The 26,609-nt window shown below is 58.8% G+C and carries 22 protein-coding genes; 5 read left to right on the forward strand and 17 right to left on the reverse strand.

Annotated elements, in window-relative coordinates; translation table 11 throughout:
- Positions 1-338: 338 nt before the first annotated feature.
- From ACYCUK_RS03545 to ACYCUK_RS03605, 13 genes are all read right to left on the reverse strand, one after another.
- A complete protein-coding gene (locus ACYCUK_RS03545; protein ID WP_461593453.1) occupies positions 339-2,666 on the reverse strand; it encodes a hypothetical protein in 2,328 nt (775 codons plus the stop codon).
- A 3-nt stretch (positions 2,667-2,669) separates the two neighbouring features.
- The gene (locus ACYCUK_RS03550) at positions 2,670-4,382 is read right to left on the reverse strand and encodes a helix-turn-helix domain-containing protein (RefSeq protein ID WP_461593454.1); all 1,713 of its coding nucleotides are present in this window, start codon (positions 4,380-4,382) and stop codon (positions 2,670-2,672) included.
- A gap of 378 nt (positions 4,383-4,760) precedes the next feature.
- Positions 4,761-5,003 carry a hypothetical protein gene (locus ACYCUK_RS03555; protein ID WP_461593455.1) on the reverse strand — a complete coding sequence of 81 codons (243 nt, stop codon included), beginning with the start codon at positions 5,001-5,003 and terminating at the stop codon, positions 4,761-4,763.
- Positions 5,004-5,011: 8 nt separating this feature from the next.
- On the reverse strand, positions 5,012-5,614 hold the full coding sequence (locus tag ACYCUK_RS03560; protein ID WP_461593456.1) for a hypothetical protein: 603 nt from the start codon (positions 5,612-5,614) through the stop codon (positions 5,012-5,014).
- Complete coding sequence (locus ACYCUK_RS03565; protein WP_461593457.1) at positions 5,611-6,417, reverse strand: hypothetical protein; 807 nt, start codon at positions 6,415-6,417, stop codon at positions 5,611-5,613. The genes ACYCUK_RS03560 and ACYCUK_RS03565 overlap by 4 nt, the downstream gene beginning before the upstream one ends.
- A 69-nt stretch (positions 6,418-6,486) precedes the next feature.
- On the reverse strand, positions 6,487-7,401 hold the full coding sequence (locus tag ACYCUK_RS03570) for a hypothetical protein (RefSeq protein ID WP_461593458.1): 915 nt from the start codon (positions 7,399-7,401) through the stop codon (positions 6,487-6,489).
- A 514-nt stretch (positions 7,402-7,915) separates the two neighbouring features.
- Positions 7,916-8,212, reverse strand: a complete 297-nt coding sequence (locus tag ACYCUK_RS03575) for an ATP-dependent Clp protease adaptor ClpS (protein WP_461593459.1) — start codon at positions 8,210-8,212, stop codon at positions 7,916-7,918.
- A 79-nt stretch (positions 8,213-8,291) separates the two neighbouring features.
- Entirely contained in the window at positions 8,292-9,482 is a 1,191-nt protein-coding gene (locus ACYCUK_RS03580; RefSeq protein ID WP_461593460.1) for a DUF4352 domain-containing protein, read from the reverse strand.
- A gap of 303 nt (positions 9,483-9,785) precedes the next feature.
- On the reverse strand, positions 9,786-10,796 hold the full coding sequence (locus tag ACYCUK_RS03585) for a helix-turn-helix transcriptional regulator (RefSeq protein ID WP_461593461.1): 1,011 nt from the start codon (positions 10,794-10,796) through the stop codon (positions 9,786-9,788).
- Between the two features lie 342 nt (positions 10,797-11,138).
- The gene (locus ACYCUK_RS03590; RefSeq protein ID WP_461593462.1) at positions 11,139-11,429 is read right to left on the reverse strand and encodes a hypothetical protein; all 291 of its coding nucleotides are present in this window, start codon (positions 11,427-11,429) and stop codon (positions 11,139-11,141) included.
- On the reverse strand, positions 11,419-12,657 hold the full coding sequence (locus ACYCUK_RS03595) for a restriction endonuclease PLD domain-containing protein (RefSeq protein ID WP_461593463.1): 1,239 nt from the start codon (positions 12,655-12,657) through the stop codon (positions 11,419-11,421). The genes ACYCUK_RS03590 and ACYCUK_RS03595 overlap by 11 nt, the downstream gene beginning before the upstream one ends.
- Positions 12,658-12,671: 14 nt before the next feature.
- Positions 12,672-14,129, reverse strand: a complete 1,458-nt coding sequence (locus tag ACYCUK_RS03600; protein WP_461593464.1) for a DUF2779 domain-containing protein — start codon at positions 14,127-14,129, stop codon at positions 12,672-12,674.
- A 17-nt stretch (positions 14,130-14,146) separates the two neighbouring features.
- Entirely contained in the window at positions 14,147-16,270 is a 2,124-nt protein-coding gene (locus tag ACYCUK_RS03605; protein WP_461593465.1) for an AAA family ATPase, read from the reverse strand.
- A 424-nt stretch (positions 16,271-16,694) separates the two neighbouring features.
- Between ACYCUK_RS03605 and ACYCUK_RS03610 the strand changes: the two genes are divergently transcribed.
- The 5 genes from ACYCUK_RS03610 (at position 16,695) to ACYCUK_RS03630 (ending at position 22,988) form a co-directional block, all read left to right on the forward strand.
- Positions 16,695-16,847 carry a hypothetical protein gene (locus ACYCUK_RS03610; RefSeq protein ID WP_461593466.1) on the forward strand — a complete coding sequence of 51 codons (153 nt, stop codon included), beginning with the start codon at positions 16,695-16,697 and terminating at the stop codon, positions 16,845-16,847.
- A gap of 69 nt (positions 16,848-16,916) precedes the next feature.
- Positions 16,917-18,011: an IS5 family transposase gene (locus ACYCUK_RS03615; protein WP_461593467.1), complete on the forward strand. Its 1,095-nt coding sequence runs from the start codon at positions 16,917-16,919 to the stop codon at positions 18,009-18,011.
- A gap of 277 nt (positions 18,012-18,288) precedes the next feature.
- A complete protein-coding gene (locus ACYCUK_RS03620; RefSeq protein WP_461593468.1) occupies positions 18,289-20,490 on the forward strand; it encodes a hypothetical protein in 2,202 nt (733 codons plus the stop codon).
- Positions 20,491-20,492: 2 nt separating this feature from the next.
- Complete coding sequence (locus ACYCUK_RS03625; RefSeq protein ID WP_461593469.1) at positions 20,493-22,202, forward strand: LeoA/HP0731 family dynamin-like GTPase; 1,710 nt, start codon at positions 20,493-20,495, stop codon at positions 22,200-22,202.
- Positions 22,203-22,334: 132 nt separating this feature from the next.
- Positions 22,335-22,988: a hypothetical protein gene (locus ACYCUK_RS03630; protein ID WP_461593470.1), complete on the forward strand. Its 654-nt coding sequence runs from the start codon at positions 22,335-22,337 to the stop codon at positions 22,986-22,988.
- Positions 22,989-23,163: 175 nt separating this feature from the next.
- Here the strand turns inward: ACYCUK_RS03630 and ACYCUK_RS03635 are convergent, their stop codons facing one another.
- The 4 genes from ACYCUK_RS03635 to ACYCUK_RS03650 all read right to left on the reverse strand — a co-directional run bounded on the left by ACYCUK_RS03635 (position 23,164) and on the right by ACYCUK_RS03650 (position 26,516).
- A complete protein-coding gene (locus ACYCUK_RS03635) occupies positions 23,164-23,289 on the reverse strand; it encodes an HNH endonuclease (RefSeq protein WP_461593520.1) in 126 nt (41 codons plus the stop codon).
- A 99-nt stretch (positions 23,290-23,388) separates the two neighbouring features.
- Positions 23,389-23,721 (reverse strand): hypothetical protein, encoded by a 333-nt coding sequence (locus ACYCUK_RS03640; RefSeq protein WP_461593471.1) that lies wholly within the window; start codon positions 23,719-23,721, stop codon positions 23,389-23,391.
- Between the two features lie 106 nt (positions 23,722-23,827).
- On the reverse strand, positions 23,828-24,883 hold the full coding sequence (locus ACYCUK_RS03645; RefSeq protein WP_461593472.1) for a helix-turn-helix transcriptional regulator: 1,056 nt from the start codon (positions 24,881-24,883) through the stop codon (positions 23,828-23,830).
- Between the two features lies 1 nt (position 24,884).
- Positions 24,885-26,516, reverse strand: a complete 1,632-nt coding sequence (locus ACYCUK_RS03650; protein ID WP_461593473.1) for an ATP-binding domain-containing protein — start codon at positions 26,514-26,516, stop codon at positions 24,885-24,887.
- Positions 26,517-26,609 lie beyond the last annotated feature (93 nt).

Consider the following 26,609-nt stretch of genomic DNA (forward strand, 5'->3'; position numbering starts at 1 on the left):
GCCCGCTACTGGCCGGGAGCCCGCATTCAGGCGCCCTTACCCTAAGCCGCCAGCCGGAACCACATGCCCTGCGCTAAGGTCGCTTTGTGGCAGATTAGCCCACCGCGTGCAACCGGCCAAGAGCAGGCATACCCGGAGGCCAAATTTGGACGTCTCAGGGACTTACCCACGCGTTCATCGCCCGACGGGTTCCGGGTAACCCGAAATCCGTCGCCGCGCGAAGATCCACGTTCGCCACGGCGTGCTGATCGAGGCGCTCCCATGATCCGCCTTTGGTTTCATCTTCGTGCCTCTTCAAGGCATCCACGAAATCGGAAGCAGCCCACTACCCTTTTTGGTCATAGCCATTCCCGCTGTTGGGCGGTCAGGTCTTCTCGGGCGGCCTCCGACTCATAAGTCTCGGCGATCCGATCAAGACAGGCGGCCGTGCGCGGCCAGTCGAAGCGTAGTGCCTCCGCGTGCGCGTGGTAGGTTGCAGCGAGATCTCGTTCGAGCTTCCCGCCGTCATGTGGCATGCGAACGGTCACTCCGCGGCGGTTGTACACGCCGACTTCAAATCCTCGCTCCAGAGTCCGGCTACGAACCATTTCGATGATTTCCCGCACCGGCTTCGGAGGCCACGGTTGGCCTGGATCCTGCGCTGCGGCGGAAAGGATCGCCCCGATCTTGCTGTCACCAATCTCCCCTCGACCGGCTTCGACCAAAAGCTTCCGAGCCTTCTTGACCCATTCTTCCAGGGCAATTTGGTCGATGCGCCCCTGGTCGTCGGTGCCGGGCACCACGGCCCAATCGTGGAGGACGTCGTAGGCCTGGCTGGCGAGCTTGCGTGCGCCCTCCATGTCGTCTGGAGCGGGTTCCTCCACGCCGCTGTCTTCTGCAGGCAGGTAGATCAGCTTGAGCAAGTTTGCAAAAAGCTCGGGGTCGCGGGCCAACGCCCGATGCAAGGTACGCGCGGGCCGTTGCGAATGGCGCAACGCCTGGAAGTAGATCCACTCGAGCTCGACGATTTCCTTCTCGGTCACGTCCGGCGCCGATTCCAGATAGTTCAGGATGACACCGAGCCAGTGACTCATCATGACCGCGTCGTTCCCGTTCTTCGCCGCGGCGGATTTCGCCGCTGCTCGTAGCGTTTGCACGAGCAGCGGGCCCGGAGGATTGGCGGAAATGTTGTGTCCCAACCAGCCGACGGCGTCGTAGCTCCGATCAACGGCCGACATGCGCTCGGCTATGTAGACCGGATCGGCATCCCCAGGGATCTGATGAACCGAGACGTGTCTCCAATAAACGTTGGCCAGTTCTGCTGATCGGGCTTCGACCTCGTTCCATATCTGACGCGTCATCGGCAGGGCTAGAAATATCCGTATCTCGGCGAGCGTTCCCCAGCCCTCGGATATCGCCTGGGCCCACAGCTGACGAATCCATGCTTCCCCGTCGTCACCAGCGTTGACTTTGAGTGCCCAAAGTACGCCCACGCCAAAATCAGCTTCGTTCCCGTTCTCGGCCCTGAGTCCCCTTTTCAACAGATCCTGCATCGTCGCGTCGGGCACGCCGGAGTTGGCGACGGCCACGCCGAGGGCGTGGTGCATGGTGATCGTCGCTATGAAGTCGAATAGCGCATCGGGCGAAAGCGCAGCAAGCAGGTCCTCCGCCGCCTGACGTTGCCGGGCCTCCAGTTCATTCTGTGACGCTCTGAAGTCAACACCGGGTTTGAGACCCAAAGCCCCTGGGCGGAACAGCCAACGAACGCGGTCCTCCACCCCCGCCGGCTGCAGGGTGTGGAATACTTGGTCAAGTGGCTGAATATCCCCGTCACCCATCGCCCAATCGGCGTCTTTGAAGCCGCGATGCTTGTCTAGGAGCGCGCGAAGCGCGTCCCGCAGAGACTCGATCTGGCACGGATCGGCCAGCGACGCAGCACACTCCTTCAACTGAGCGACCGCCGCCTGTCGCCACGACGGATCGAAGTTGGCCCAGAGCTCGAACAGCGTCTGCCAGCGTTCGACGCTGCTACCCACGTATTCGAGTAACCGTGCGCCAATAGCTCTCGACGTCTCTGCCGCGGCGGCCCATGTGATTGTCTCGGGCTGGTCCGGGGCGAAATCACGCCAATTCGGCATGGCCGAGGGGTCGGACGTGTCATAGAGCTTTGGCGAAATCGCGACCAACAGCTTCCAGCCGACTTGCGGATGCTCGCGCAGGACGCGGTCAACGACCTTCAAACGCTGCACCGGCGTTGCAAAGGTCTGCGGAAACCACGTCACGAAGACGCGACGCAACGACGCAAACGGTCGGTTACCCCACTTTCCGCCGGGATCGAGTTCGTCCAGGCGCGCCAGGATGGAGGCTGCCTGCGGCAGGTAGGTTGGAGAGCGTGCAAGCATCTCAATCGCCCACAGCAAATTGGAAAGGTATTCGGTCGGGTGCATCAGCCCTTCGTCGCTGCGAAACAGCGACGTGATGGCGGGATCATCACCTTCGAGACCAACTTCAAGAGCTTCGAGAAACGCCTCAGGGGCCGCCTCGGCAAGGTTGCGAAAGTCGCAGGACAAGGACCACCAAAGGGCGGAACTGGCCTTTTGCAAGAGCTTGCGGACGGAGCGGTCTGCGCGCTCACGTGCGTTGGCAACGAGCTCCGCACGCTCAGGGTAGACCGCAGCTGCAATCATCGCCTAGGTCAAGCCGTCTCGAAGCGCGGGAGAGGCCTCTTCGCCAAACTCACCTTCCTCCTCGTAGTACTTGCTCTTTGGTCGCCTGGCAAAGCGCGGGTTGATCGTGCCGAGCACGACCTGAAATGCACTTTCGAAGCGAGCAAACTGGCCCGGAGTGACTTGGGCTCCGATCTGGGTCCACAGATCATGCAAGGAGATGACTTTCCAGACGTTGCCCAGGCGCACGATCGGACTATCCGCTTTGGTGGCAATCGACGCGAGCGCAGCTTCCAGCTGCTCGTACTCACACCCAGCCAGATCGGCGACAACCTTGCGATCGGCGAGATTGGTGCCGACCCAGGCACCCGCGAACATGGCGGCGACCAGTTCGGAAGGCGCGTTGGCGGCCCAATCATGACGAGAAATTGGTGCTGCCGGCATCAGTCGCCGTAGTACGGTGATGCTGCGACCAGACGCGTGCGCAAGCCTGTGGGCCTCTTCCTCGGACAGCCCCGTCGTGATCAGTACTTCTTGCAGATGAAACCGCCATGGGCGGGCCAGCCGATGTGTACCGAAAGAGGTTATGAGGCGAGTGTCGCAAGCTGCGAACAGGTGGTGTCCATCATCGACCAAGCGTCGGGCGAGACCGGCATCGGGGTTGGTCATTACGATGATCAAGGGCGTTCCCAACCCCACCAACTGCCGAGCCGTTTCGGCAGAATCTGCAACGACGCAGCGCCCCAGATGCGAAAGGCGATAGGCCTCGGGCAGCGGACTCACTGCGGCGTACAGGAACGTCATCGCCTCGTCGGGGGCATCGGCTTGAACAGCCATCAGCTGTGGGGACTCTCGTAGCCACTTCAGCAGGGCGATGTGGGTTTCATCGCGATCGGTCAGCAAGACATCGGGCGTGAGCGGGACGGAGGTCGCACGCACCCATTCCTCCCAGACTTCCTCCAGATTGCGCAGCCCTTGAGGCCGGCGTCCGATTCTGACGGCAAGCCATTGCGCAACGGCTGGGTGGGCTTCCAGCCAATGCACAAGATCATCGCCATCAATGGCGACGACGTCACGCCAGACGCGAAGAGCCTTCTTCTCGGCGACCCAGGTGTCCTTTCCGGGGAACCGCTGCGGCGTGACAAAAACGAATGTGGTTTGCTTGGGGTCGCGGTCCAGCGGATCTTTGGTTCGCTTGACAAAGTCGTCGTCCGCCTTTGCTCGGATCGACGTGCGCTGGGAGCCGATCTCCCACACCGAGTCTCCATCCGGCACAAACGCGGATCCCGAGGTAACCGAACACGTGCCGTCATAGCCAGGGTATTGAATGCTTTCGTCGGACGGGAAATGAACGAACGCTGCGGGCCCGTGTTCGGCAAAGATCAGACGCCGCAGGAGCTCCGGCATGCCGCCTTTGCCGTCGTAGCGCTCTCCCCATTGGGACAGGTCCGTGGCATTGATCCACCGAAGGAGGGTGCCTTGGCCCAGCTGCGCGATTTGAGGCGGGCGGGGGAGCATGGCCTTTTCGACGACGCCGCCCGCAAGGAATTGCAGCCCTTCGCCTTCGAGCGCTTCGCGGATGGCCTGAGCGTTGTTGGCCATTGGGGTTCGGACGCCCCGTTCGAAGTCGGCCACGGTTGACGTCGCCACGCGCGCCCTGGTTGCCAGTTCCTGTTGAGACCATGTCAAGAGAGCTCGAGCGGCCTTGATCTGCTCCGGATTAAGAGGCTCATTCATGCCTGGCGCCATAAAAAAATATGACCTCAGCTTATATTTGGCGTCCAGTTTGTCAAGACCAAGATGGGAAATGCACACGTCGGGGCAAATCTGGCACATTGCCAGTCGCCAGGACGCGCCGATCCGTGCGCACGTCCACAAGCATGTTGGCGCCGAGCGAACTTTGACCAGCCGCTTGCGCGCAACCTCTGAATGTCTCTTGTAGGTCGATTGTGTGAGTTCGCCGATGCAGGACCCTGACGTTCAGTAGAACACCACCGCCACGGTCAGAAACTGGCCGCATTGCTGACGTTGCCACGGACGTGCCCCAATGGCAAGGCCGATTCGCAGTCACTGCATGCTAGGAGCAAGCACTGACAGTGGGTTGCGATACCGGATTCAGTTGTGGTCAAACACGCCCAGTCCGGAGGTCCATAAAAAATCCGGCTGCGGCCCTGGCTGGGTCGATTTCTTGGCCTCTGGCGACGAGGGCCATTCACGCTCACGGACGTATTGCGTGCGCAGCTTCGTCTTCCGGGGTTTGATCACTGCGCCATGCACGGCCCGCAACTGCTCCGCGCTTGCGCTCATCAGGAAAGGGCGCGGCTTTTTCCGTGCCGAGTTGAGCGTGTCAATGTCCATGTGCTGCTTTAACGCCGCCAATGGGGGACCGCTGCCGCATGCATCTGTCGGATCTGCGCCTGCATCTGCACCATGACGGGCTGATCGCGCCACTCGACCTGCTTGCCACCCCACCAATACCCGGCGATCGCCACCAGCAGAGCGGCAGCCACGGCTGCGCCCACCTGCCAGGAAAACAGGGTGTCGGATACCGCGCCACGGATGGCCTCATGGGCTTCCTTGGCATCCATCTTGACCACCCGATCCGCCAGGGCCGACTCCAAAACCGGCATGGCTGCCTTGGTGATGGCCTGCGCGATCTTGCTTGCGTTGACCTCTGGTGCGGGAACATCGATGCCGCTGGCGTCGATGTGCGGGCCGATCAACCGGCCCAACTTCTCCGCATCGATACCTCCTGTAGAGACGTTCTGGATCGCCCGCAGCAGGGCTTCCTGATCGACGCGGGCCTGCTCGCGGCGGTTGGAGAGGAAGTACATCGGCAGGATCACGCCCCAAAGCGTGTCATCATCGTCAAACCGGGTGGCCAGTCGGATCGCATCGATCTCGGCCTGCTGAGCCGATGAAAGACCGTCCTTGGCGAACCGCTCAATCAGTTCGGAATAGATGCTCATGCTGGATCTCCCGCGTCCAGATCCTCGGCTTTCGGGACGTACCGTTCCAGTTCAGCCAGGCGATCGCCCGCCACACCCCGGAAGGTCTTGAGGGACACCAGAGACCCCATCCCGAGCTTCTTGCCCGTGGTGGATGCCTTGTCCCGCTCGGCGATATGCAGCGGCGTGCGCGCCAGATTGACAGCGACGGACGGGGTGAGCACTGGTAGATCAATTTCCTGCCACCCCCAATCCAGCACGGCATCGCGGGTGACGCTGCGCTCCCAGTGGGTGAAGTCTTCTTTGACGCCATGCCGGAGATTGCGAATGACGAAGCCTTGCCTGTAAAACGACGGAAAGGCACTGATCCGGGCCTGCAACTGCTCGACCGATCCAGCGTCCGTGCCCATCACCCAGACATGCACAGCATTCAACGCCGTCATCACCGCCGTGACCTCGGCGGCCTTGGCAATCGCCAGGCCCGCCCCGGCGGGCAGGGAGAACACCACGCGGCATTCGTCCGTGTCATTCCATTGTTGAACGATGTCGAACACCTCGTCGCCAACCTTCACCCACTGCTCAGGGCTGGAGATCGGGTAAAACTTGCCGATGACTTCGCAAGTGTTGATTGTTTCCAGCTTGGGAAATCCTCCTGCGCCGCACACGTCCTGGTTCGATTCGTCGGCATCGACCACCAGCAGCCGGTTGATTGGCTTGGGTAGATTGAATCGTGTGGACTGCATCAGCATGTCGGCGATGGCGCGCGCGGCAAAGCTCTTGCCCACGCCGCCCTTGTCGCCGTCCACAAAGTACGTCTTGATCATGTCGGGTTCTCCGTTGCCACCCGCAGAGCGCGGGCCCTCATGCGGATATGCGACCGACCGGCACACCCCTCAGAGCGCCGCAGCCCCTTTCGCCTTCTCCGCGGCCTTCCGAATGTCGGGCATCATCCCCCTCAACATGCCGTTCACGTTCCGCTTCGGGAACGGAACGCTGCGATACCCATCTGCAAAAATTGCCTGGAGCATGTCGTTATCGTCCTGGTCTTCGGCCAGTCCCGCGCCGTATTTCTTCATGTCAGCGTGCAAATCATCATCCACACCCTCGATAAACCCACCGCTTTCCATCCTGAACGCGCCAGGCGGGAAGAATGGCTTGTCATAGATCGGGCGGCCCGCTGGCGTGAATGACTTGATCCGGTAGAGATCACCCGTTCCCGGGTTCGCCGGGGCGTTCAAATCCCACAATTTTTCCAGCCAGTCCAGTTCGGCTGTGGACACTTCATCCACCTTGACCTGCGCCGGGTTGCGTCCGCCGTAGCGGCGGGCGAAATGGGTCACGGCGATGTTCTCGCACGCGGTGTGCGTGCGTTCGCCGGGCGGAATCTCGGAAAGAACGAAGGGTGAGGAGGGCGCAGGAGCAGACGGCGCTGATACGTCCCGCTTCTTTGCCTCTGCTTTTGGAGTTGGTGCGGTCGGTGTCGCCGCGACAGCGCTCGGCACAGACACAGATGTGGGTGGAGCGTTGGCGCGCGCAGATCGCGCCTTGATTTCTCTGCCATAGGCCTTCTTGAGTGCGATTTCGGTCACTGGCGCGACTTTTTCTGAAATGAATTCCGCAATCTGCGCAAAGGTCAGCCCGTCGTCTCGATACCGCTCAATGATGTCCAGGCACTTCTTCACAATGATTGTGGACGATGTGCGGGCGATAACCTCGTAGCCGCTGGATAGCGCAGATTCGACGGCGGCGCGCAGGCGAGCGTCCGAATTGTTTGCATCCATGTCGATATGGGGGTTGCTCGTGGTCATGTTGGACTCCTTGCTAGGGATATATGGCATCCCGGCAAGGTTGTCCCGCTCACGAGATCGTGCTGTCCCGACTTGTCTCATTCACGGGATCATTTAGTCCCACTCACGAGGTCATTTTGTCCCGATCTGTCGCGCTCACAGGTGCGTTCACAGGCCCGACTTGTCACGATCACAAGTTCGATCACGGGTGCGCCTTGTCCCGTTCACAGGTTCGGCTCTGATATTTCATGGTCACCGTCAATAAACAAGTACAGGGTAGGGGGCCGTGGTCACAATCCTCGAAACCGCCCGCGCTTCGCTTGCCGGTTTCTGCGTTTGTGCCCCCGTCCCCACCTGCTCAGGCTCCGCCCGAGACCCGAAAAGCATCGTTCTCGGCTGCGCCTTGAACGCCAAAACACCAGCACCCTCGCGGGGTGCTGGTACAAATCAAAGGTGGGGACAAGGGATAACGGGTTCCCGGATCTACAACTCGGAGCAGGTGCTTGGCGGCGTCAATAAGCAGCACCCAGTAGCCTCAAGAATCCCGTACTGAGAACATCAACTGCGGACATCCCTCGGTCTCGGCCACCCGATCACACACGCTGCGCTTGGCCTCGATGACCTCCCTGCTGGCTGTGAACACGTCGGCCGTGCCTTCACGATGCGCCTGCAGGGCAATCTGGCGGGTGATCTGGATGGGAAAGTTGAATGCCCGCCCCAGCACAGCCCAGACTTGCTGGAAACTCACATCCTCGGCGTTGTGGATCACCAGCGTTTTCATGACAGGCCGTTGTACTTCGGCCTCTGCATTGCTTGCTTCAAACGTTTTCATGCTTGGCTCCTGTTGAGTCGGCCCGTCGAGGCTATGGTTGCTGCTGCCCTGAGTCTGGCTAAAACTGGCCGTCCTGCCCCTACGGCTGAGACTGTGCTGACACGCTGGCCGGGGCCGTCGGTGATGCCGTAGCCTGTGACGCGGATGCGATCAGCGCTGCGGGTGATGCGGGTGTGGATGCCGTGCTCGCCGCACCCATGGGGGCCGAAGACACCGCCGGTTGGATCGAAGCACGCGCTACCGCCTGCACGCTCGGTTTGGCAGGTGCGCTCGCCTGCGCCGTCGGCAACGCGGGGAAGCGCACGGTCACATCCTGCCCGTCCACACGCACCTGAATCGACCAGGTGGCGGGGTTGAACTGTGCGGAGCTGACTTCGAACACCCCACCATCGGTCAGCGTGATGCCGGGATTCACATCGCTGAGCGCCTTGGCGCTGGCATGGATTTGTGCGGCATAGAAGCTGGACGCCTCCAGGTCGGCGTCGTAGCGATGGCCATGCGCATCGAGCAGGTGCACGCTGGGCACGGCGAACGCAGAGACCGGCGCCTGGGAGCGATTCGTGTAGCGCCAGGCGACCGCCACATACTCGGCGCCAGCGGGGGCCTTGCTGGTGAGCAGGTCGCCCACGCTGTGCGCCACGGAGGCTGAAGTGATGGTGACGTGGAAGGTCTGGGTGGCGAATGTCTCCCCCACCTGAAACGCCTGGGGCGACGAAGCCGCTGCGGCAGGTGAGGGCGTTGCGTGTGCCGGTGACCGCGCTGGTGCCGACGCAGGCGTCAGCGAAGCATGCCCGCCGCCGCCCGGTTTGCTCTCGATGCCGATGGCCATTAGGGCGACGATGGCCACGGCAACGACGGCAGCCACAGCGCCCAGCACTTTCCCCAGTTTGCCGCGTCGCCGCGCGGGGATTGTCGAGGGTGCGAGCATGGTTCCAGCAGACTCCGGTTTCGTGCCGAGCGTGGCGAGTACACCGCCCACCAGTGCCAACACCATGCAGATAGCCACCATGGTGCCGCCGAGAATAGCGCCGGCCAGCGCACTCAACGTCAGCAGCACGCCGGCCATGCGGGAACGCGCCCCCAGGCTCACCGCCCCGAAGATGATGGCGAGAAACGCAAACGCCAATCCGCCCCAGCCCAGACCGATGACCGTGCCCGCCCCGCTCGCCTGGAACGCACCGCCAACCCCGCCGATGAACAAGGTGACCAGTGCGGCGAACACGCCAAACACGCCACCGATGATGCCCAGAATTCCCCCTGCTTTCTTCATCCCCAACTCCTGTGGTTGCGACAACGAACCGCGGGGAGCGTGCTGGATTCACCGGCGATTGATCGAGACGTCGAACCGCCTTGCGCAACGCCACATCAGGTGCGAGAGTGGTCAGACAAGCTTCGATGCAGACCGGCGGTGCAAGCAGCCCTCCGCGATGGATGACTGCATTCTGCGCACGGCATGCGACAACATACGTCGCACAAAGAGAGAGTGGTGCTGCGTCACAACGCCGCACAGCACGGGGAAACACAGGGGCAATGAACGGAACGCCGAATCCGAACCGCAACCTAGCGGGCGCTCTCAAACCCCGTACAGCTCCGCCGCTTCGGCGATGCGCAGTGTCAAATCGCTGCGCAGTGCGGCGGGGCTGAGCACCACGGTCTGATTGGAATGGCTCAGCAACCACCAGCGCAGTTGCCAGGTGTCCTGCACCGAAGCCGTCAAGGTGCAAAAGCGGTTCCGGGCTTGTCCCAGGGTTTGGTCTTCCGACAACGGCGTTTCGCGCAGGATTTGCGCCAGGGCCACATCGACACGTGCTTTGAGGCGAATGGTTTGGCCGGCACCGAACTGCAAGGCGCCGGAGGCGATGTAAGCGTCCAGATCAAACCCGGCAGGAGCTTGCGCAATCTTGTCCAACACCTCGGCGCTGCGCATGCGGTGCACGGCGTAGGTGCGGATGTCAGGGTAGTCAAATGCCGTGGCCACCAGATAGCTCACCGGTCCACGCTGCACCAGGGCCAGCGGGTGCAGGGTGTAGAGGGTGGCATCGGTTTCTCCTGCACGCAAGTGATGCACCTGCAATTGCCTATCGGCCATCAGCGCCTCCTGCACGGCATCGAGTACGCCGGGCATGACTTGCGGCGGCAGCAAGGGCAGGCTGGCAGGAACCGTGCGGACCTTGCCCGCCCAGCGCGCCTGCGCATTGCTCGGCGCCAGTTCCGCCAGTTTGTCACGCGCTTGCTGCAAGCGCGGCTCCAAGGCTCTGAGCACGGCGGCAGGCAGCAGCGGGCGCAACTGGTCTTCCACCAGGCGCAGCGACAAGGCGTCCCCCAGACTGACGCCGGGCAAACTGAGTGATGCCCCCTCCATCCAATGCCAGCGATAGGGCATGCGTTCGTCGTTGCAAGTGAAGCCGAACAAGCGCGAAAGCTCGTTCAGATCACGCTCCACCGTGCGCTTGGTCACGTCGTAACCCAGATCGCCGAGTTTGCCCGTCAGTGCGGCAGCGGTGATCCCCGGCGGGCGCGGCGGCAGCAGCTTGAGCATCTCCCATTGGCGGGCCAGGGTTTGTTGGGAATCGGCTTTGGGCATGGGGATGGCGTTGTGCAGGATGGCATTTCTTCAAAGCGCAGCAAGGAGGCGAGCACAGCCGCAGCGCTGGCAAGCGTAGGCAAGCGTAGGCAAGCGTAGGCACCCTCATGCTCTTGAGCCCGTTGGCAGCCGCAGATTTCGCAGGGGCGCTTCGCCGAGTCGGCCGCCTGCGCAATCACCGCGTCAATGGCCGCTTCACACTGTGCCCGGACGGCGGGATGGTCTGCGCCAGTCCTGCGCCAGTGCGCCCGCTTGGCAAGTGGACTATTGCTACAGCCTTAGAGGAAGCGGCGGAGTTGGGGTTGTGATGCTCGATGATCTGTGGCGACGTCGAGCGCGTCTTCACGCGGGAGCGCCGTTTTGCCTTTCTGGAATGGAATCATCGGCCTGCTCCGGGAAATTCTTGCGCTTGGTTTCAAAAGCGGCCAGCTCTTGCATGATGAAGGCGTAGGCATCGGGCAGGGTTGGGGTGAAATAAAGCGAATCCGTCCCCGAAAACACATGAAACCCGGACGACACTTCCTCAAAGGAGCTATCGCCCATGATGCCCTTGCACTGCATGTAGGAGATGATGTTGTAAATCACGTAGACGCTTGTGCCGCCGACGGGTTTGAGGGTGAAGTTAGTTGTCATTTACTAGACTATCATTGGTGATGTCTTGAACTGGGGCTAAGCTTGAGGAGGAAATTGCCTCTTCATAAGCCTTCATAGCCTTATTTTTCTTCACCCTAGATGCAATAAAGTCCTGAATTTCCTCATTTAGCGACAAGATATAGTCATCCTGGGAAATGTCGTAGGGAAGATTGTAAAACTCGAACTTAGCATAGGCCCTATATAACTTCATCTCGTTATCAAGAAGATCATTTACCTTGCTCTCAAATGCATCACCCGGACTATTTTCTGGCTTGTCAACATATTCTAGCTGCAATAGTTTATCGAAGTCATTATTAATTTTTGTAATAAGTGCCAATTTTTCTTTGATCCAATAATCAGATAATTTTTTACAGAACTTATCGTAATCCGCATCGTTGAAAAGTGTTTTTATAGCTGAAGATGGGATCCAGTGCCCTAAGTAAGTCTCTATGCCAAAATTCCGAATCAAATTCTCAAGGCCTTTTAGATGCAATGGCTCGTATTCAAAGTCAAAATACCTTTTACCAATTGATGCGGCATCAACATTGAAACCAAGATTTATTAATTCGCTATTCGATAATTCCGATCTCCCTTTTTTGTTCAAAACATGCCTAACAGACAGATATTGCCCTATATTGTCTGACCATTTGTGCGAGAAATTACCTTGCCTAAGAAGCGCATAGGCGAATGAGACCGAATCGGATGACGTGAATTTCGTTAGTTCGTCTATTCCAATTACCTTTATTGATTTGATGCGACTAAGGAAATCAGAAATGACTTCTGCGTCCTGGGTGTCAAGCAATGATTCAATGTTGCCTAATTTACCGTTTGTTAAGCCATTGCCTGTAAGGTTTGCGGAGCCAATCACAAGACTTCCGGATGGTTTATCCTCCTTGCATGAAATCAAAGCATATGCTTTGGTGTGAAATAAAGCGCTAGAATCAACAACACGAAGGGAAAAATTCGAGTTTTTTGATTCCCATGATTTTATTTTTTGAATGTCATAAGGTCGCGCAGAGAGCGCCGCCCTTCTGTCAACGTAGACGTATGTGTTGTTTATTTTAATACTTTTTTCTTTTTGTATATCTTGATTGATAGATTTGATTGCATCCACAGAAAAATAGCAGGAACAAAGATAGAGATCATGAACTTTTCGCTTATCTGTTTTGCTGAGAAGTTCTATTAATTTTCCTGATTTATTTCCTTTGATGTTGAATTTGTTAGACATTATTATCTCCTGTGTTATCGGGCCATGAACTCGAAAGTTTCCACCATCCGCACCATCGCCAGTGTGTCCCGCTCGCAGTACGCCAGTAGCGCCTGGCGCGTTGATTCTCTCTGAATTTCCGATATTTCCTGCGACAAAATGTGACGTAACGACTCTTGCGCTTGTATTCCTCCGCCTACTTCCAGATCGCCGTAAGCAAGGTCCGGGGCGATGGTGGGGAGCACATCCTTGATTGACCAAGAGCCCATCATGTCGGGGTGGTAATAGTGCTCGCGGACGAGCGGCCACAAATCGACCATGCGGCCAATGATTTTTTGAATCTTGGTGGCGAGTTGGGGATACAGCTCGGCCAGTTCTTTTAACCGGCTCTTCTCGAAGGTTTGATTCCACACCAGCACGGGGCCGGTTTTGCCCACGGCGTCAAGCAGGGTGCGGATGAATTTCGGACGAGGGTCATCATGACCTTCCGCCAGAAACGCTTGATGTTCCACGCTGCCGTCAGCCTGCTGAATATGGCACGACCACTGGAAGGGAACCTGCTGATAGGGCCGGGTTCCGGCCCACAGTGGAATGGCGGGGTTGAGGGTTTCGAAGTCGATGTAAATGCGTGGGTACGGCAAAGCGCGCAGGGTTTCGCGCAGCGAAACGTCGATATAAGGCTTGCCGCTGCGGGTGGCGCTCCACACGCGCACATGGCGTGGGTTGGTGAGGCGTGCTTGGGGCACGTCGCGCAAATCGGCATAGCCCTCGGCCTGAAGTTGTGCCACCAGTTTGCCGCCATGCGGAAGGATGTGGACCGGGTAGCCCTCCGGAGGCGAGATGCAATGGGCCTGGAACGGACAGGGAAATGGATCGGTGCACTGTGCGCCGGGCTCAATCTTTGGCTCCCGTTTCATGCCCAACGTCTTGCGCGCGGCGTCGATCCACTGCGGTACCTGGGGTTGCAACGCGGCCACGGCGTCGGACTGGTGTTGTTCGATCAGCAGTCCGTCGTAGTTGTCACCTCCGGGATAGACGAAGGCGGTGTTGATGTGGGCAATGCCCTCGCCGCACAGCGGCACCCCGGCCTGGCGAAACACCCAGCTCTGGATGGCGGCGTCTTCCACCTGATAGTCCTTCACACGGGCCGAGGATTTGACCTCCACCATGCGCCAGCGCCTCCCCTGGGGAATGAGCACGTCGGCCTGCACCAGCACACCCGCGTGTTGCACCGTGGCTTCGAAGATTGGGCGGCGGGGTTTGGCGGCCAAGGCCAGCGTGGTCTGGTGCAGGGCTATGCGCAAGTCTTTGATGTCGATGAGCACGCCGTCGGGCACCAGGCTCTGGGCAATGGCGCCGACCTTGTGGCCGGTCTCCATCGCAGCCTTGGTCGCCGTGTCGTCCAAGAGGTCGTGGCGGTTAACGGTCAGCCACAGCCGTTTGGGGCATTGGCGGTTGCTGGTAATGCGGGATTTGCTCAGACCGTGCGACATGTTGTGCTCCGAAGTGTTCAAACGAAACCAATGGCTGCCTTGTGGCCCTGCTTGAGGGCGCATTCGGCACTGAGCGCCTCCACCAAACTGCGTGCGCTGACCATCGGTTGGAAGCGGTGGCGGCGAATCACGGCGGCAAAGTCACCCGGCGTGAGCAGACCCAGTCGGTCAAGATGCTTGCGCAAGCCGGGCTCGGGCGACGGCAGATCAAGATGGCTGCATTGACGCCGCAGCAAGGCCCAGGCTTGCTCGGGAGTGAGGTAGTCGAACTTGGCCTTGAGATCGAAGCGCCGCAAGGCCGCCGGGTCCAGCCCGTCCATCAGGTTGGTGGTGGCGATGAATACGCCGGAGAAGGCTTCCATTTGCGTGAGCATCTCGTTCACTTGCGTGACTTCCCAGGAATGCGTAGCCCCACGCCGCTCCTGCAGGAAACTGTCCACCTCGTCGATGAGCAGCACCGCGCCATCACTCTCGGCTTGCTGGAAAGCCTGCGCGATGTTTTGTTCGATCTCGCCCAGCCACTTGCTGAGCAGGTCGGAGGCTCGCTTGACCAGCAGGAAACTATCCAGCCGCCGGGCCAGCCAGCGAGCGTAGGCGGTCTTTCCTGTTCCTGGTGGGCCGTACAGACACAGGCGGGCACTGCCGGCCTGCTGGATGCCGGCTGCCATGGCGGCCAGATCCGTGTCGGCGTGGATGAAGGCGGGGTCGTAGGTGTCCGGCAGGCGGCTGGGGTCGCTCGCATTCACCCGTGCATGGCCTTGCGCCTGCAGTGTGTTGTTCACCAGTTGCAGCAGCGCTGTGTTGCCTTGGCCGGTCGGGATGCGGGGTTGGATGGTTTGCAGCACCGACGCCGCGCGGGTGAGCACAGCGGGTGCCAGATCGTTGCTGGACGCGAGAGCGTGCAAGGTGGGCGCATCGGCCAGTTGCCCGACGCATGCGGTAGCGATGGTCTCGCGCACGCGCTGCGGCGGCACAGGCAGTTCCAGCACGAAGTCGAAGCGGCGGATGTAGGCGGCGTCCAGGCTGCGGATGGAATTGGTCAGCCAGAAGGTGGGCACGGGGTTGGCTTCCAGACTCTTGTTGATCCAGCCCTTGCGCTCGCGGCCTCCGCCAGACCTGCGGAACATGGCGCCGAACATGGACGGGGCCTGCTCGGTGTTGAACACATCCTCGATTTCATCAAACAGGATCATCACCCTGCGGCGTTCCAGGAATCGCTGCGCGGCGCGATAGGCACGCAAGCGGGCTTCGCCGCCGATGGGGTCGCCCTCGTCATCCTCGGTGGACACTTCAAAGAGATCACAGCCCAGTTCCTGCGCCAGGGTGCGGCTGAGTTCGGTCTTGCCGGTGCCGGGCGGGCCGTAGAGCAGGATGTTGACCCCGGGCTTGTGCTGCGCCTGGGTTTCCTGCAAATACCCCTGGAGCATCTGCAGGTTCAAGCCCAGATGCGGATAGTCGCTGAGCTGCAGCTTTGACGGCGGGCTGGGCGTGACGACACCGCGTAGCAGTGACAGCGGCTCGGTGTCTGGGGCGAGGATGGCATCGGCGAAGTTGTCGGACAACAGATCGAGCTTGCCTTTCAAGGTGCAGTGACCATTGCGCGCCAAGGTCAGCAACCCGCAGCGCGCCAACTGGCTGCTGGAAGACAAGGCTTGTTTCACCTCAGACTCGGGCAGACCCAGGAGTTTTTCCAGGACACCCAGGGTTCGGGATGTCGATAATTGCCCCAGACTGTCCGCAGTATCGTCTAGGTCGCGCACGGCATGCAAAAGGCTGGCGAACTCCAGAATGCGGCACTCGGTTGGGGAAAGGTTCACCAACGCGGCCAGCCGCGCAATGTTGGCGACCAGGGCTTCGGGTGGTGCGAGCTTGTGGGCGGTACGCTCGGCACGCTCCCACATCTGTTTGACCAGGGTACTGGCCTGACGGGCTTGGGCGTTGAGGTTGCCGTGGTCGTCAATGGCAGCAGATGGGAGTCCTAGCTGGGTCAACAGGTCGGGAACACCGATCGACTCGCGGATCAGAACACGTAACCCACCCATGGGGACAAGCATGCGCAGCATCCATAAGTGGACGATGGGCTCCTGGGGGCTGTTGTCACGCCCGATCAGGGACTCGAGTTCATGGCGCCTGCGTCGCATGCTGTTCTCCGGTGGTGTGAGAATATTGTGCGAGGCTTGTGCGACAGGATATGTCGCGATTCGATGTCGCCAGTTATTGCTTCGGCCCGATGAAGTCAGCATTTTTCGCTACCTTCGCCTCAGTAGTAGATGCGTAGAAAAGTTCAAACTTCAGAGGGCCGGATCAATAGGTCCTTGTTCCGCGATTAGCACATCATGCTCACGCCGCCGCCCTTTGGGGGGAATGCTTCGAGATCAGGGCGGATGCGCGCCATGGTTGCAGTGTCTTGTCCGAATGCGTCAGAGATTGACGTATGTAATTGATGTAATGGCCACATGTACAGGGTCGTCGAGCGACAAAGTCGTAATCGAACGAAACTTATTAGTTGGTTCGCGCGCAGTCCGGGCAAAATCTATTCCATTCATCCGTCAACCGGAGCTCATCATGTTCATCGTCACCACCACCTTCATCGCCACCTTCCTGGCCCTGATGACGGGGCTGATGATCCTCATCGGCGTCATCCTGGGCGGCGCCGCTTTCGTGGCCTTGCTCATGGCTATGCTCGCGGTCGGGGCCAAGGCCCTAGCAAGCCGTTGAAATACTGGCGCGAGATGCCGGGATCGGCGACCATGTCAGACAACGACGACCAGCGGTGAGGGAAGAAGGATGCGAGGAGCCGATAGCTACAACGAGGCGCTGTTCAGCACAGTGAAGCTGGAGGAATTCGTTCCTCAGACGCATCCGCTTCGGCCGATTCGCAAGTGGATGAACGACGCGCTGTCGAAGATGGACGTGAAGTTCTCGGCGATGTACGAGGCTGACGTGAAGGGTGGACGCCCGAGCATCGCGCCGGAGAAGCTCATGCGGGCGATGCTGCTGCAGGTGCTCTACTACAGCGTGCGCAGCGAGCGGCAACTCGTCGAGCAGATTTCCTACAACCTGCTGTTCCGCTGGTTCGTCGGGCTGTCGATCGAGGACACGGTGTGGAACCACTCGGTGTTCAGCAAGAACCGTGATCGCCTCATTGAATTCGACACCGTCACGGATTTGTTCAACGCAACGGTGGAGATGGCCCAGGGGCGTGGACTTTTGTCGGGCGAGCATTTCAGCGTCGACGGCACGCTGATCCATGCCTGGGCCAGCCAAAAGAGCATCCGGCGCAAGGACGGCAGTGATGGCGATCGGCCGCCGGAAGATTGGCATGGCGAGTCGCGTAGCAACGAGACGCATGCCTCGACGAGCGATCCGCAAAGCCGGCTGTATCGCAAAAGCAGTGCGGCGCCTGCACTGCCGAGCTACCTGGGACATGTGCTGACCGACAACCGCCACGGTCTGGTCGTGAACGTCCAGGCCAGCGCAGCCGATGGCCATGCCGAGCGCGATGTCGCCGAACGGATGCTGTCTGATGTCGCCAGGCCCGACGTTCGGATCACGGTCGGTGCCGACAAAGCCTATGACACCCGCGGGTTCGTCAAAGCGTGCCGCAAGATGAACGTCACGCCCCACGTTGCGCAGAATCTCAAGCGCACCGGCGGCAGCGCGATCGACGGACGAACGACGCGGTACGCTGGCTACGCCGTCAGCCAGCGCAAGCGCAAGCGGATCGAACAGTGCTTCGGCTGGGGCAAGACGATTGGCCCGATCCGCCAGGTCATGATGCAAGGCTTGGAGAAAGTCGACCAGCTTCTGACCCTGACGATGGCGGCCTACAACCTCACTCGGATGCGCACCTTGGCCAACGTGCGTCCGCAGTGCGCGTGATGGACGTGAAAACCATGAAAAAGGCCGTCCAAAGCATTGCGCCCGGGCCGATTCCATCTGAAATGGATCACTCTGCACGGAAATTGCGCAATCGGTGACCGTCATCATGCGTTCTCGAAGGCGGGAGTGCGTGCGTCCATCGGGTATTTCAACGGCTTGCTAATTGTCAATGTCTGGCCAGACAACTTTGCAAAGGCCAGTGCCTGAGCACTTGGGTTCACTTTCACAGCAGCATATGCAATATTTATAAAATTAGATCGAATCTGAGATTAAACACATGCGACAAACGTCTTCGCGGTCATCCAAAGATCTACACCAAACTGTATTAACTGAAATCGAGCATCTTCTAAAGCAGCTCGATCGCAATGTGACAGAGCCACGCATTGTGCAAACAATGAAGCAGGTCAATAATCTCATCGCTCCTATTTACGACGATCTTGTGAAGCACATTGCCTCGCTGCAACAACACGCACGCTGGGATAGGTTCACTATTGCTTTCTATGGCGAGACAAATGCTGGTAAGTCGACGATCATTGAAACGCTGCGCATCCTCCTTAACGAGGAAACAAAGGCCACTGCACGCGAAACATTTCAAGCTATACAAGCAGAATTTGGACTCACCGAAGTTAAATTATCTGCGCTGCAACGGTCGCTTCACGATAGCAGCGCGCAGATTGATGCAGTGCGTGCCCAAACAGCAGAACGTGCGGCGCAGATCGGAGCGGAAAAGGATAAGCTCAAACGAGAGATGAACCGCTTACACGACGCGATTTCTGCAAAGAAGCAGGTGATGTCGTTTTGGCAAGAATTACTGAGCCGGATTCGTAAGCTGCCGGAAGAACGGGCGCTCGTAAGAGGTGAGCAAAAGCGAATCGAACTTGAGGCAGCGCGCGTTGCTGAACAAGCGCAGATTGATGTTCAGATCGCACAATTGCTAAAGGCCAACACGGAACTCAAACTGCAGCAAGACAAAGCCCTTGCTGCTCTCAGCAACCTTGCTCCGTCGGCGGATGGTGACATCATTGGCACCGGCCGCTCTGACTATACGCGTGACTCGCACGGCTACGTTTTTGAAGCGAACGGGCAATATTTTGAACTGCTCGACGTCCCAGGCATTGAGGGCAAGGAGGCTCACGTCATCGATAGCATTCTTGGTGCCGTGAAAGCTGCTCACGCGGTTTTCTACGTGACCGGCAAGGCAGCAGCGCCACAGACGAGTGATGAGCACAGGCACGGTACGCTCGAGAAGATTCGCTCGCATCTGGGCGATCAGACCGAAGTCTGGACGATTTTCAACAAACGGATCACTAATCCGGTTTCGCTTGAAAAGGCGGGGTTGCTTAACCAAGACGAGCGTAGCAGCCTTGCCGTGCTCGACCAAACTATGCGTGAGCATCTGGGCGAGCAATATCAGGGTCATATTGCTCTGAGTGCGCAACCGGCATTTCTCGCGGTAGCTGATTGTCTCGTGCCGCAATCGGACTTGGCGCGAAGTCGTGCGAAGTTCCTTGCGAAAGCGAGCGTTGAGCAACTGCTTTCAAGATCCGAGTTTAAGGAGTTCTCGGACTGGCTGCGCTGCAACATGGTGGCCGATTGCGACGCGCGTATCAGGGCGGCAAACGTGAAGAAGCTGCGCGTTGCCGTGGAGGTGTCTGCCGGGAAAATCACGCTGATTCAACGCGACACAGTCGCTCCGCTCTCCGAGGATTTAAAGCGAGACTGGGCACATGTCGACCAACAGATCAAACTGGCAGTCAGTGAGCTAAGTCCATCATTACAGACACAGTTTGACGGTGCCGTTCGCGTCTTCGCAGGTAACGTGCGCAGTCACGTCTACAGCCGCATTGACGATGGTATCGAAAATGACGATTTGAAAAACGTGCTGGCATCAAGGATCCAAGCAGAGCAGAAGTCCCTCGAGGCCCAGATTCCCAAGCAGGTGACGAAGCAATTCGAGCGATTCCAGAAGGACGTGACTAGGGTTCTCAACCGATTCGAAGAACGCGCCGAGAAACTTCTCGATGTATTTCGTGATATCGGTGTGCCGACTGTCAGCGACAGCTTTGAATTAAATATGACATTCGAAAGCGGAGTGAACTACAAAAAACTAGTTGCGGCCCTGGGCGGCGGCCTATTAATGTGGTGGAACCCTGTCGGATGGGTTGGACTCGCGATTGGCGGCTTCACGGTAATCCTAGCCGCATGGAAAGCTCTACGAGGGTTTTTCAGCAGCGATTATAAGAAATCACAGCAACGCAAAACCGTCGACGACAACATCGAGCGCATCGTCGACCGGATGCGTGATACAGCAAGGCAGAGTTTGGACGGAGTGATCGAGAAAGCGGAAGCCCAGATTTCTGAAATTGCGACGGGATTGGAACAACAAGTCAAGCATTTCGCGAATGTTAATTCGGCGCTCATTCAAATCTGCGCGAATCTTACTCATTTGTCAAACAAGATTGCAGACGCAGAGGTTTAATAATGAAACAAACGCTGGAAATTTTCAAACAACGACAAGCTGGAACATTAAAGGCGCTTCGCGATCTCCAATCGTTTCTTAAGCAGGGAGAGATGCTCGGGATCAATGTCGAACCGAGCGTCAAAGAAAAACTCGACGGTGCAATCCGAAGCGTCGAGGACGATAAACTCCGCGTCGTCTTGGTTGGAGGCTTCTCTGAAGGTAAGACGGCCATCGCGGCTGCGTGGCTCGAGCGCCTGGACAAGTCGACTATGAAAATCAGCCATCAGGAATCGTCGAATGCCCTGACGGTTTATGAGGCCACTCCGGACTGCCTACTGATTGACACTCCCGGCCTGTTTGGCTTCAAAGGCGAGTACGATGCGCAATCGAACACGGTTAAAAAGTACAAAGAGATGACGCGCAAGTATGTGAGCGAAGCGCATCTGGCCATCTACGTCATGGATCCTGCCAATCCGATTAAGGAAACTCACCGCGAAGAACTGATCTGGCTCTTTCGAACGCTTAACTTGTTGCCGCGAACAGTATTCGTGCTAAGCCGCTTCGATGAAGTTGCGGACGTTGAGGATGATCATGAATATGAGCGGCATTTGGCAATCAAAAAGGAAAACGTCGTCGGACGCTTGCGTGATCTGATCGCCATCAGCGAAGCCGAAGCTGAAGAGCTTGCGATCATTGCAGTCGCCGCCGAACCATTTAATATGGGTATCGAGCATTGGCTGAACGACCTCAATCACTTTCGAGCCATTTCTCGCATTCCGCTTCTTCAACATGCAACATCGCAGAAGGTGGCCGCAGCGGGCGGTGTCGCCACAGTGCTCGATGAAATGAAGCGCAGCATTGTGCGAGATGTGCTCGGCAAACAGCTACGGCTAGCGGTACTCAATGACAACAAAATTGCGCAGGAGCTAGATCAAATTGACAAAATGAGTAACCAGATGAAGAGTGAGATACATACCGTTGACATGCGCATACGCGATGCGCGAACGGGGCTTCGTAGTTTCATTATTGGATTTTTTACCGACTTGATACTGCAGGCGAAAGGGCAATCACTTGAGACATTTCAGGACTTCTTCGAGCGCCATATCGGTGCAAACGGTGCTGTGTTGACTGCGAATCTGCAGAATGAGTTTGATCAGCAACTGCGATCGGTGAAGCTCGAAGTCGGCAAGATGGCAGTTGGCTTCGACGCGGAGATTGACCACTTTAACGCCACCTTGCGCGCATATGGCAAGCAGGGTCTTGGATACGTAGTCAAGAGCGGCATCATCAATAACTCATCGATTCTAGCCGCTCGCGATGGAGTCGTCGGCATTGCGAAAGCTGCTGGATTTGATCTGAGCAAGATGCTGAATTTCAAGCCGTGGGGTGCTATCAAATTTGCAAATGGCCTGAATGGCTTGTTGTCGGCGTTAGGCCTCGCAATTGAGTTCTGGGACTCCTGGGAGCAAGCACAGCGCGAACAGGCGTTTCGAGATACGTTAGTGGCCATGATCAAAAATTTTGAGAAGCAGCGCGAGGATTTGCTCGACCTCATTAATTCGCCGCAGTTTGATGAACAATTTTTCCCCGAACTCATTGAATTGCGCGCCAACGTTTCTTCTATCGAACAGAGCGTTGTTGCTGGGCGGAAAAAGCGAGATGATTTTCGAAGCTGGCGAGGATTCGGCGAGGCGATCGACGTGGATTTTCGAATGATGGATGCCGCGTAGATGTTCATCCTTGCGGTTTTTACGTGGAAGGGGTTTATTGGTTCAATGCAAGATTATTAATGATGGCAATGTCAAATTTTGTAGCAATTATGGAGCATCCCTTGTGCATCTCTTGGCTAAAAATTAAATAACATGAACCTCATAGATAAAATAAAAAGAGCTGCGATTGATTCCGCGCTTAAAACCTTCAACGGCTACCCACTGGCTGTAGGCGAAACCCAGCTCAACAGCCTTGCCGCCACACTGGCTCAAAGCGACGACAATCCCATCAGCATCGCCTGCCAACCAGGAATTATCGCGATAAATGGCAAGACCCGAGTTGCAGGTATGCCGATCGCCTACAGCACGCGTCTGACGCTCGAAGCCTGCGAAATTTCACCAACTAGCAAGCAGATCACCTTGCGGCGCCTGGATAACGTAGACCTCGGTGGAAACGGTTTTGCCACAGCGCTATTCGCTCGTTTCGTCAAGGTATTGGTGTGTGGCCTGTTCGGTATCGATCTCGCGCGGTTCGCGCTCCAAGGCACCGCTGGCATTCGCGTGGAAAAAGACCTCATCACCGCCGACCTCGATGCAATGGGTGCCACACACGCCATTGTCGAGGTCATCAAGGCCAGACTGCCAGACGCGCTGGTGCCCTTGCTGGATTCCGTCAGCGCAACGCTCGCGCCCGGTCTGGGCGTTGCGGGTAACGCACTTCTGGCGCGTATTGGTATCGAAGATATTGTCGTCGGCGAGCATGAGATTAGGGGAAAGTTACGAATCCATCTGACTAACAGTGACTAGCGTGAGCCATTCCAGAGCAATGTACCCGCTGACCCATGAACCAGTCGAATCGGTAACAGTCCATGCAAGCTCTTACCGGGGTGGCGTTGCAAGCGGTTAGCACAAGGTTGGCAAGGTGGCTCACGCCGGACGCGGCGCCAACAGTGTGCAGAATCGTTATTCCCATGGCTCTCGATCAGGATGGCATCCAGAAATGCTTCTGGCGGCGGCAATTCGGGCATAGCGCCACCGCGTTGTCTACGTTGTTCCTGGCGGCGTCTCCCGGCGGGATGACATGGTGTGATAGGCAGAACCGAGATATGAGCGTCTAAGTCGTCGAGCCATCCAAACGTCTTTTAGGGGTGCGTTGCGACGCCGCGCACCAGGGCGGCGCTTCGTAAGCACTCGGTCCGTACGTCGATCAGTTTCGAACTTCACGCAAGCGCTTCATCATTGTCAGCTTGAAAAAGGCGCTTGCCGGTGAGTAGTCTTCGGAGTCGGTTGGGGGCCTGGTATCGTCGTTCCAGTAGCGGTTGAGTACGGTGCCATCGGCGAGGCGCAGCAAGCGGCGGTGGGCCTTCCCGGGCTGGAGGTTGTCGAGTCCTTCCATCCAGTTGTCATACTCTTTCCGAGGAGCTGGAACATAGTGCTGGGCGGCCTGCGCTACTGCGCGGGTGGCGTATAGGTGTGTTGGCGCCGACGAGAAATTGATCATGCCGCCGACCGACGGGTTGATCAGGGCAATCGAGTTCAAGGTCGCGGAACTCAGCACATTTGCACATCTCGACCTCGTCAATGCTCGGTCGGCGCGACCCTTGGATTCTGCTCAGATTCAGGTTGGCGCTAACAGTCCTGCACGCTCACCCAGCCCTGGTCTTGCCTCGCGTGGTGCTCGGTAGTCCCCCGTAGAGTTGCATCGCCTCCCGCAGCGTCTGCGCCATATCCTGCCGCAGCTCCAGCGGCTCCAGTACTTGCACACTGACCCCATACCCCAGCAGCCACGCCTTGAACTGCGGCGACAGCCGCACCGTGGCGGAGAGTTCCAGGGTGCCGTCCTCGCCCTGCAGATGCACCTGCTGATCCGGTGCGATCGGCGCATCAAGCAGCGCATGGCCTGCGAAGTTGGTGAAACGTAGCTGCATGCGTTGTGCATCGCCACCGAGCTGGAACGGGCCCTGTGCGATATAGGCATCGATGTCGAAATGCGGGGGCACCTCGGCCTTGTCGTCCTTGACCTTGGCCGCGAGGATGCGGCTGGCGTGCAGCACGCGGATGTTGGCAAAGCGTGCAATCCACACCACCAAGTAGAGATTCAGGTCGCGGCTGACGAGTGCCAGGGGCGAGACCGTCATCTGGTTGCTGTCGCCCTGCGCATTGCGGTACTGGATCATGAGCTGCACGTCCTCGTACAGCGCCAGGCGCACCGCACGCATCACGGCATTCGAAGCCGGTTTGGGCCCGGCAACCGGTCTGGCGGCAATCATGCGCACTTTCTTCTGCAACCACGCCTGCGCCCGTTGGTCGTGCTGCAGCCTTGCATCCGCCTCTTTGAAGAAGGGCGCGAGACTTTGCATCATCCCTTGCGGCAGCAATTCGGCGCCATACCGTCCGATCCAGGCAAACGCCAACGCCTCATCCACCGTCAACCCAAGCGAGGTACGCCGTGCCGTGCTGCGCTCGATGCTCCAGCCAAAGGGTTTGCTGCGGTCGTCGCAATGCAGGGTGCCGAACCAGTCGCCGTGAAGCAGGAGGAATTCCAGATCGCGCTCGACAGTGCGCTTCTCGATCAGGTAGCCCGCTGCCTTGAGCTGCTCGGTCAAGTCCCGCGCATTAATCACGCCAGCCCTCTTGGGCGGCAGGCGCTGCAGGATTTCGATGCGGCGCAAAAAAGTTTGTGCTTCCAGATTAGCCGCCATCTCACACGCCTCCCAGTCTTGCCGCCAGCGCGCTTTCTGTGCGCGGGCTCATCACGCATTCCAGCCGCCACTGCGCCCGGGTGAAGCCGACAAAGAGCCGCCGGCGCAGACGGTCATCCAAGCGGTCGAAGTCCATCTCGGTGAGCACCACCACCGGGGCCGCCTGTCCCTTGAAGCGGTGCACGGTGTCGGCGAACATGGCGCCCTCGCTGTGGAGTGCGTTGCCCGCTGGGTCATAGCCCGTGAACTTGCGCAGAGGAAGACCGGCGATGGCATCTTCCTGCAGCAGCCGCGAGCTTCCCAGTCCCCGCAGGCTGAGGATGGCGAGGTGTTCGGGTTTGACCCCATCGGCCAGCAGCGAGCGGACGACGCCTTCGGTCTTGGCCATTCCTGCGTCGTCACCTTGCTCCCAGACATGGAACCCTGGCACTTCACCGTCGAGCGGGCAGCGTGCCGTGATGGGCTGGCTGCACAAGCCCAGCGCCTGTACCGTGGCGGCGATTTGGCGCGGGCTGCGGAAGTTGTCCGGGCAGCGCAGGACCGCGCACTCCGAATCATTCCAGGTGGTGCGGGCATCGAACAGCCGTTGATCCGCGTCGCCAAGCAGGTAGGTGCGACCTGTGGGCTTCAGGCGGCACAGCAGGGCGTCCACCCAGCGGGCATCGAGATCCTGCATTTCGTCGACCACCAGCACATCCAGATCGGCATCACCCGGGGATGTCATGAGTGACGCTTCAGCCTGGGCAAACAATGCGGAGTCGCCAAAGTCCGGCTCGCCATGCTCGCGCCGCCAGGCCGCGATCGCCAACTCATGGAAGGTGGCCACCTCCACCGTGTCCGGCAGATGGGTGCGCAGTTGCATGGCCAGGGGGCGGTTGAAGCAAACATACTGGGCCCGCAACCCCTGTGCCGCAGCTTGCCCCAGCAACGCCAGTGCAAGCTGCGTCTTGCCCGAACCTGCAGTGGCATCGATCCGCACCCGTCCACCGGGCACCTGCAGTCGCGGCACCCAGGTCGCTAGGCCCTCGGACAATTGCGCCACCGCCTGCCCCAGCCAGCCAATGCGCGCCGTCGGATCGGGCGCCAGGGCGAACACATCGTCCAGGAAGCGCATCACCCGCTCCACGGTCGATGCATCTGGCGCAGCATTGGGTACGGCCTCTCTCACCCGCGAGCCAAGGCTAGGCATATCGTGGGCATCGACGATCCGCTCCCGGGGATAGTTCACGCTGCCACCAGCAACGGGCTGATCCGGCAGCACCAGCAGTTGCGCCACATACACATGCAGCCCCTCATCCTTGAGCCTCTGGCGCAGCGCGGCATGCTGAATCCGCGTTTGTTGAGCGATGTCCTTGGAGCGGTCGCCATAGCGCTTGCGAATACCCTCCGGTGTGACCTCCACCGGCCCAGCCTTGACTTCGAGCAGCACCAGATTGGCGTTAGGCGCCAACACAATGGCGTCGATCTCGCCGAACCACTGCACGCCATCTCGCACCGAGGACCAGCACACGCCGTGGAAGACCGTGTAATCGGCAGGCAAGCCCACCTCGAGCTGGCGCAGCACGTCGACTTCGCGCTGCTGGCCGACGCTGCTGGGGTGAAAGCCGTCAAGGGGATGTCGCAGGGTGGCCATGGTGCGTCGGGGAGACAATGCATGAAGGATCAGCGCAACATGCGTCATGATTTGACGCGTCTTACGCCGATCATACGGGTATTGCAGACCCAG

The sequence above is a fragment of the Thiomonas sp. genome (assembly GCF_054608695.1).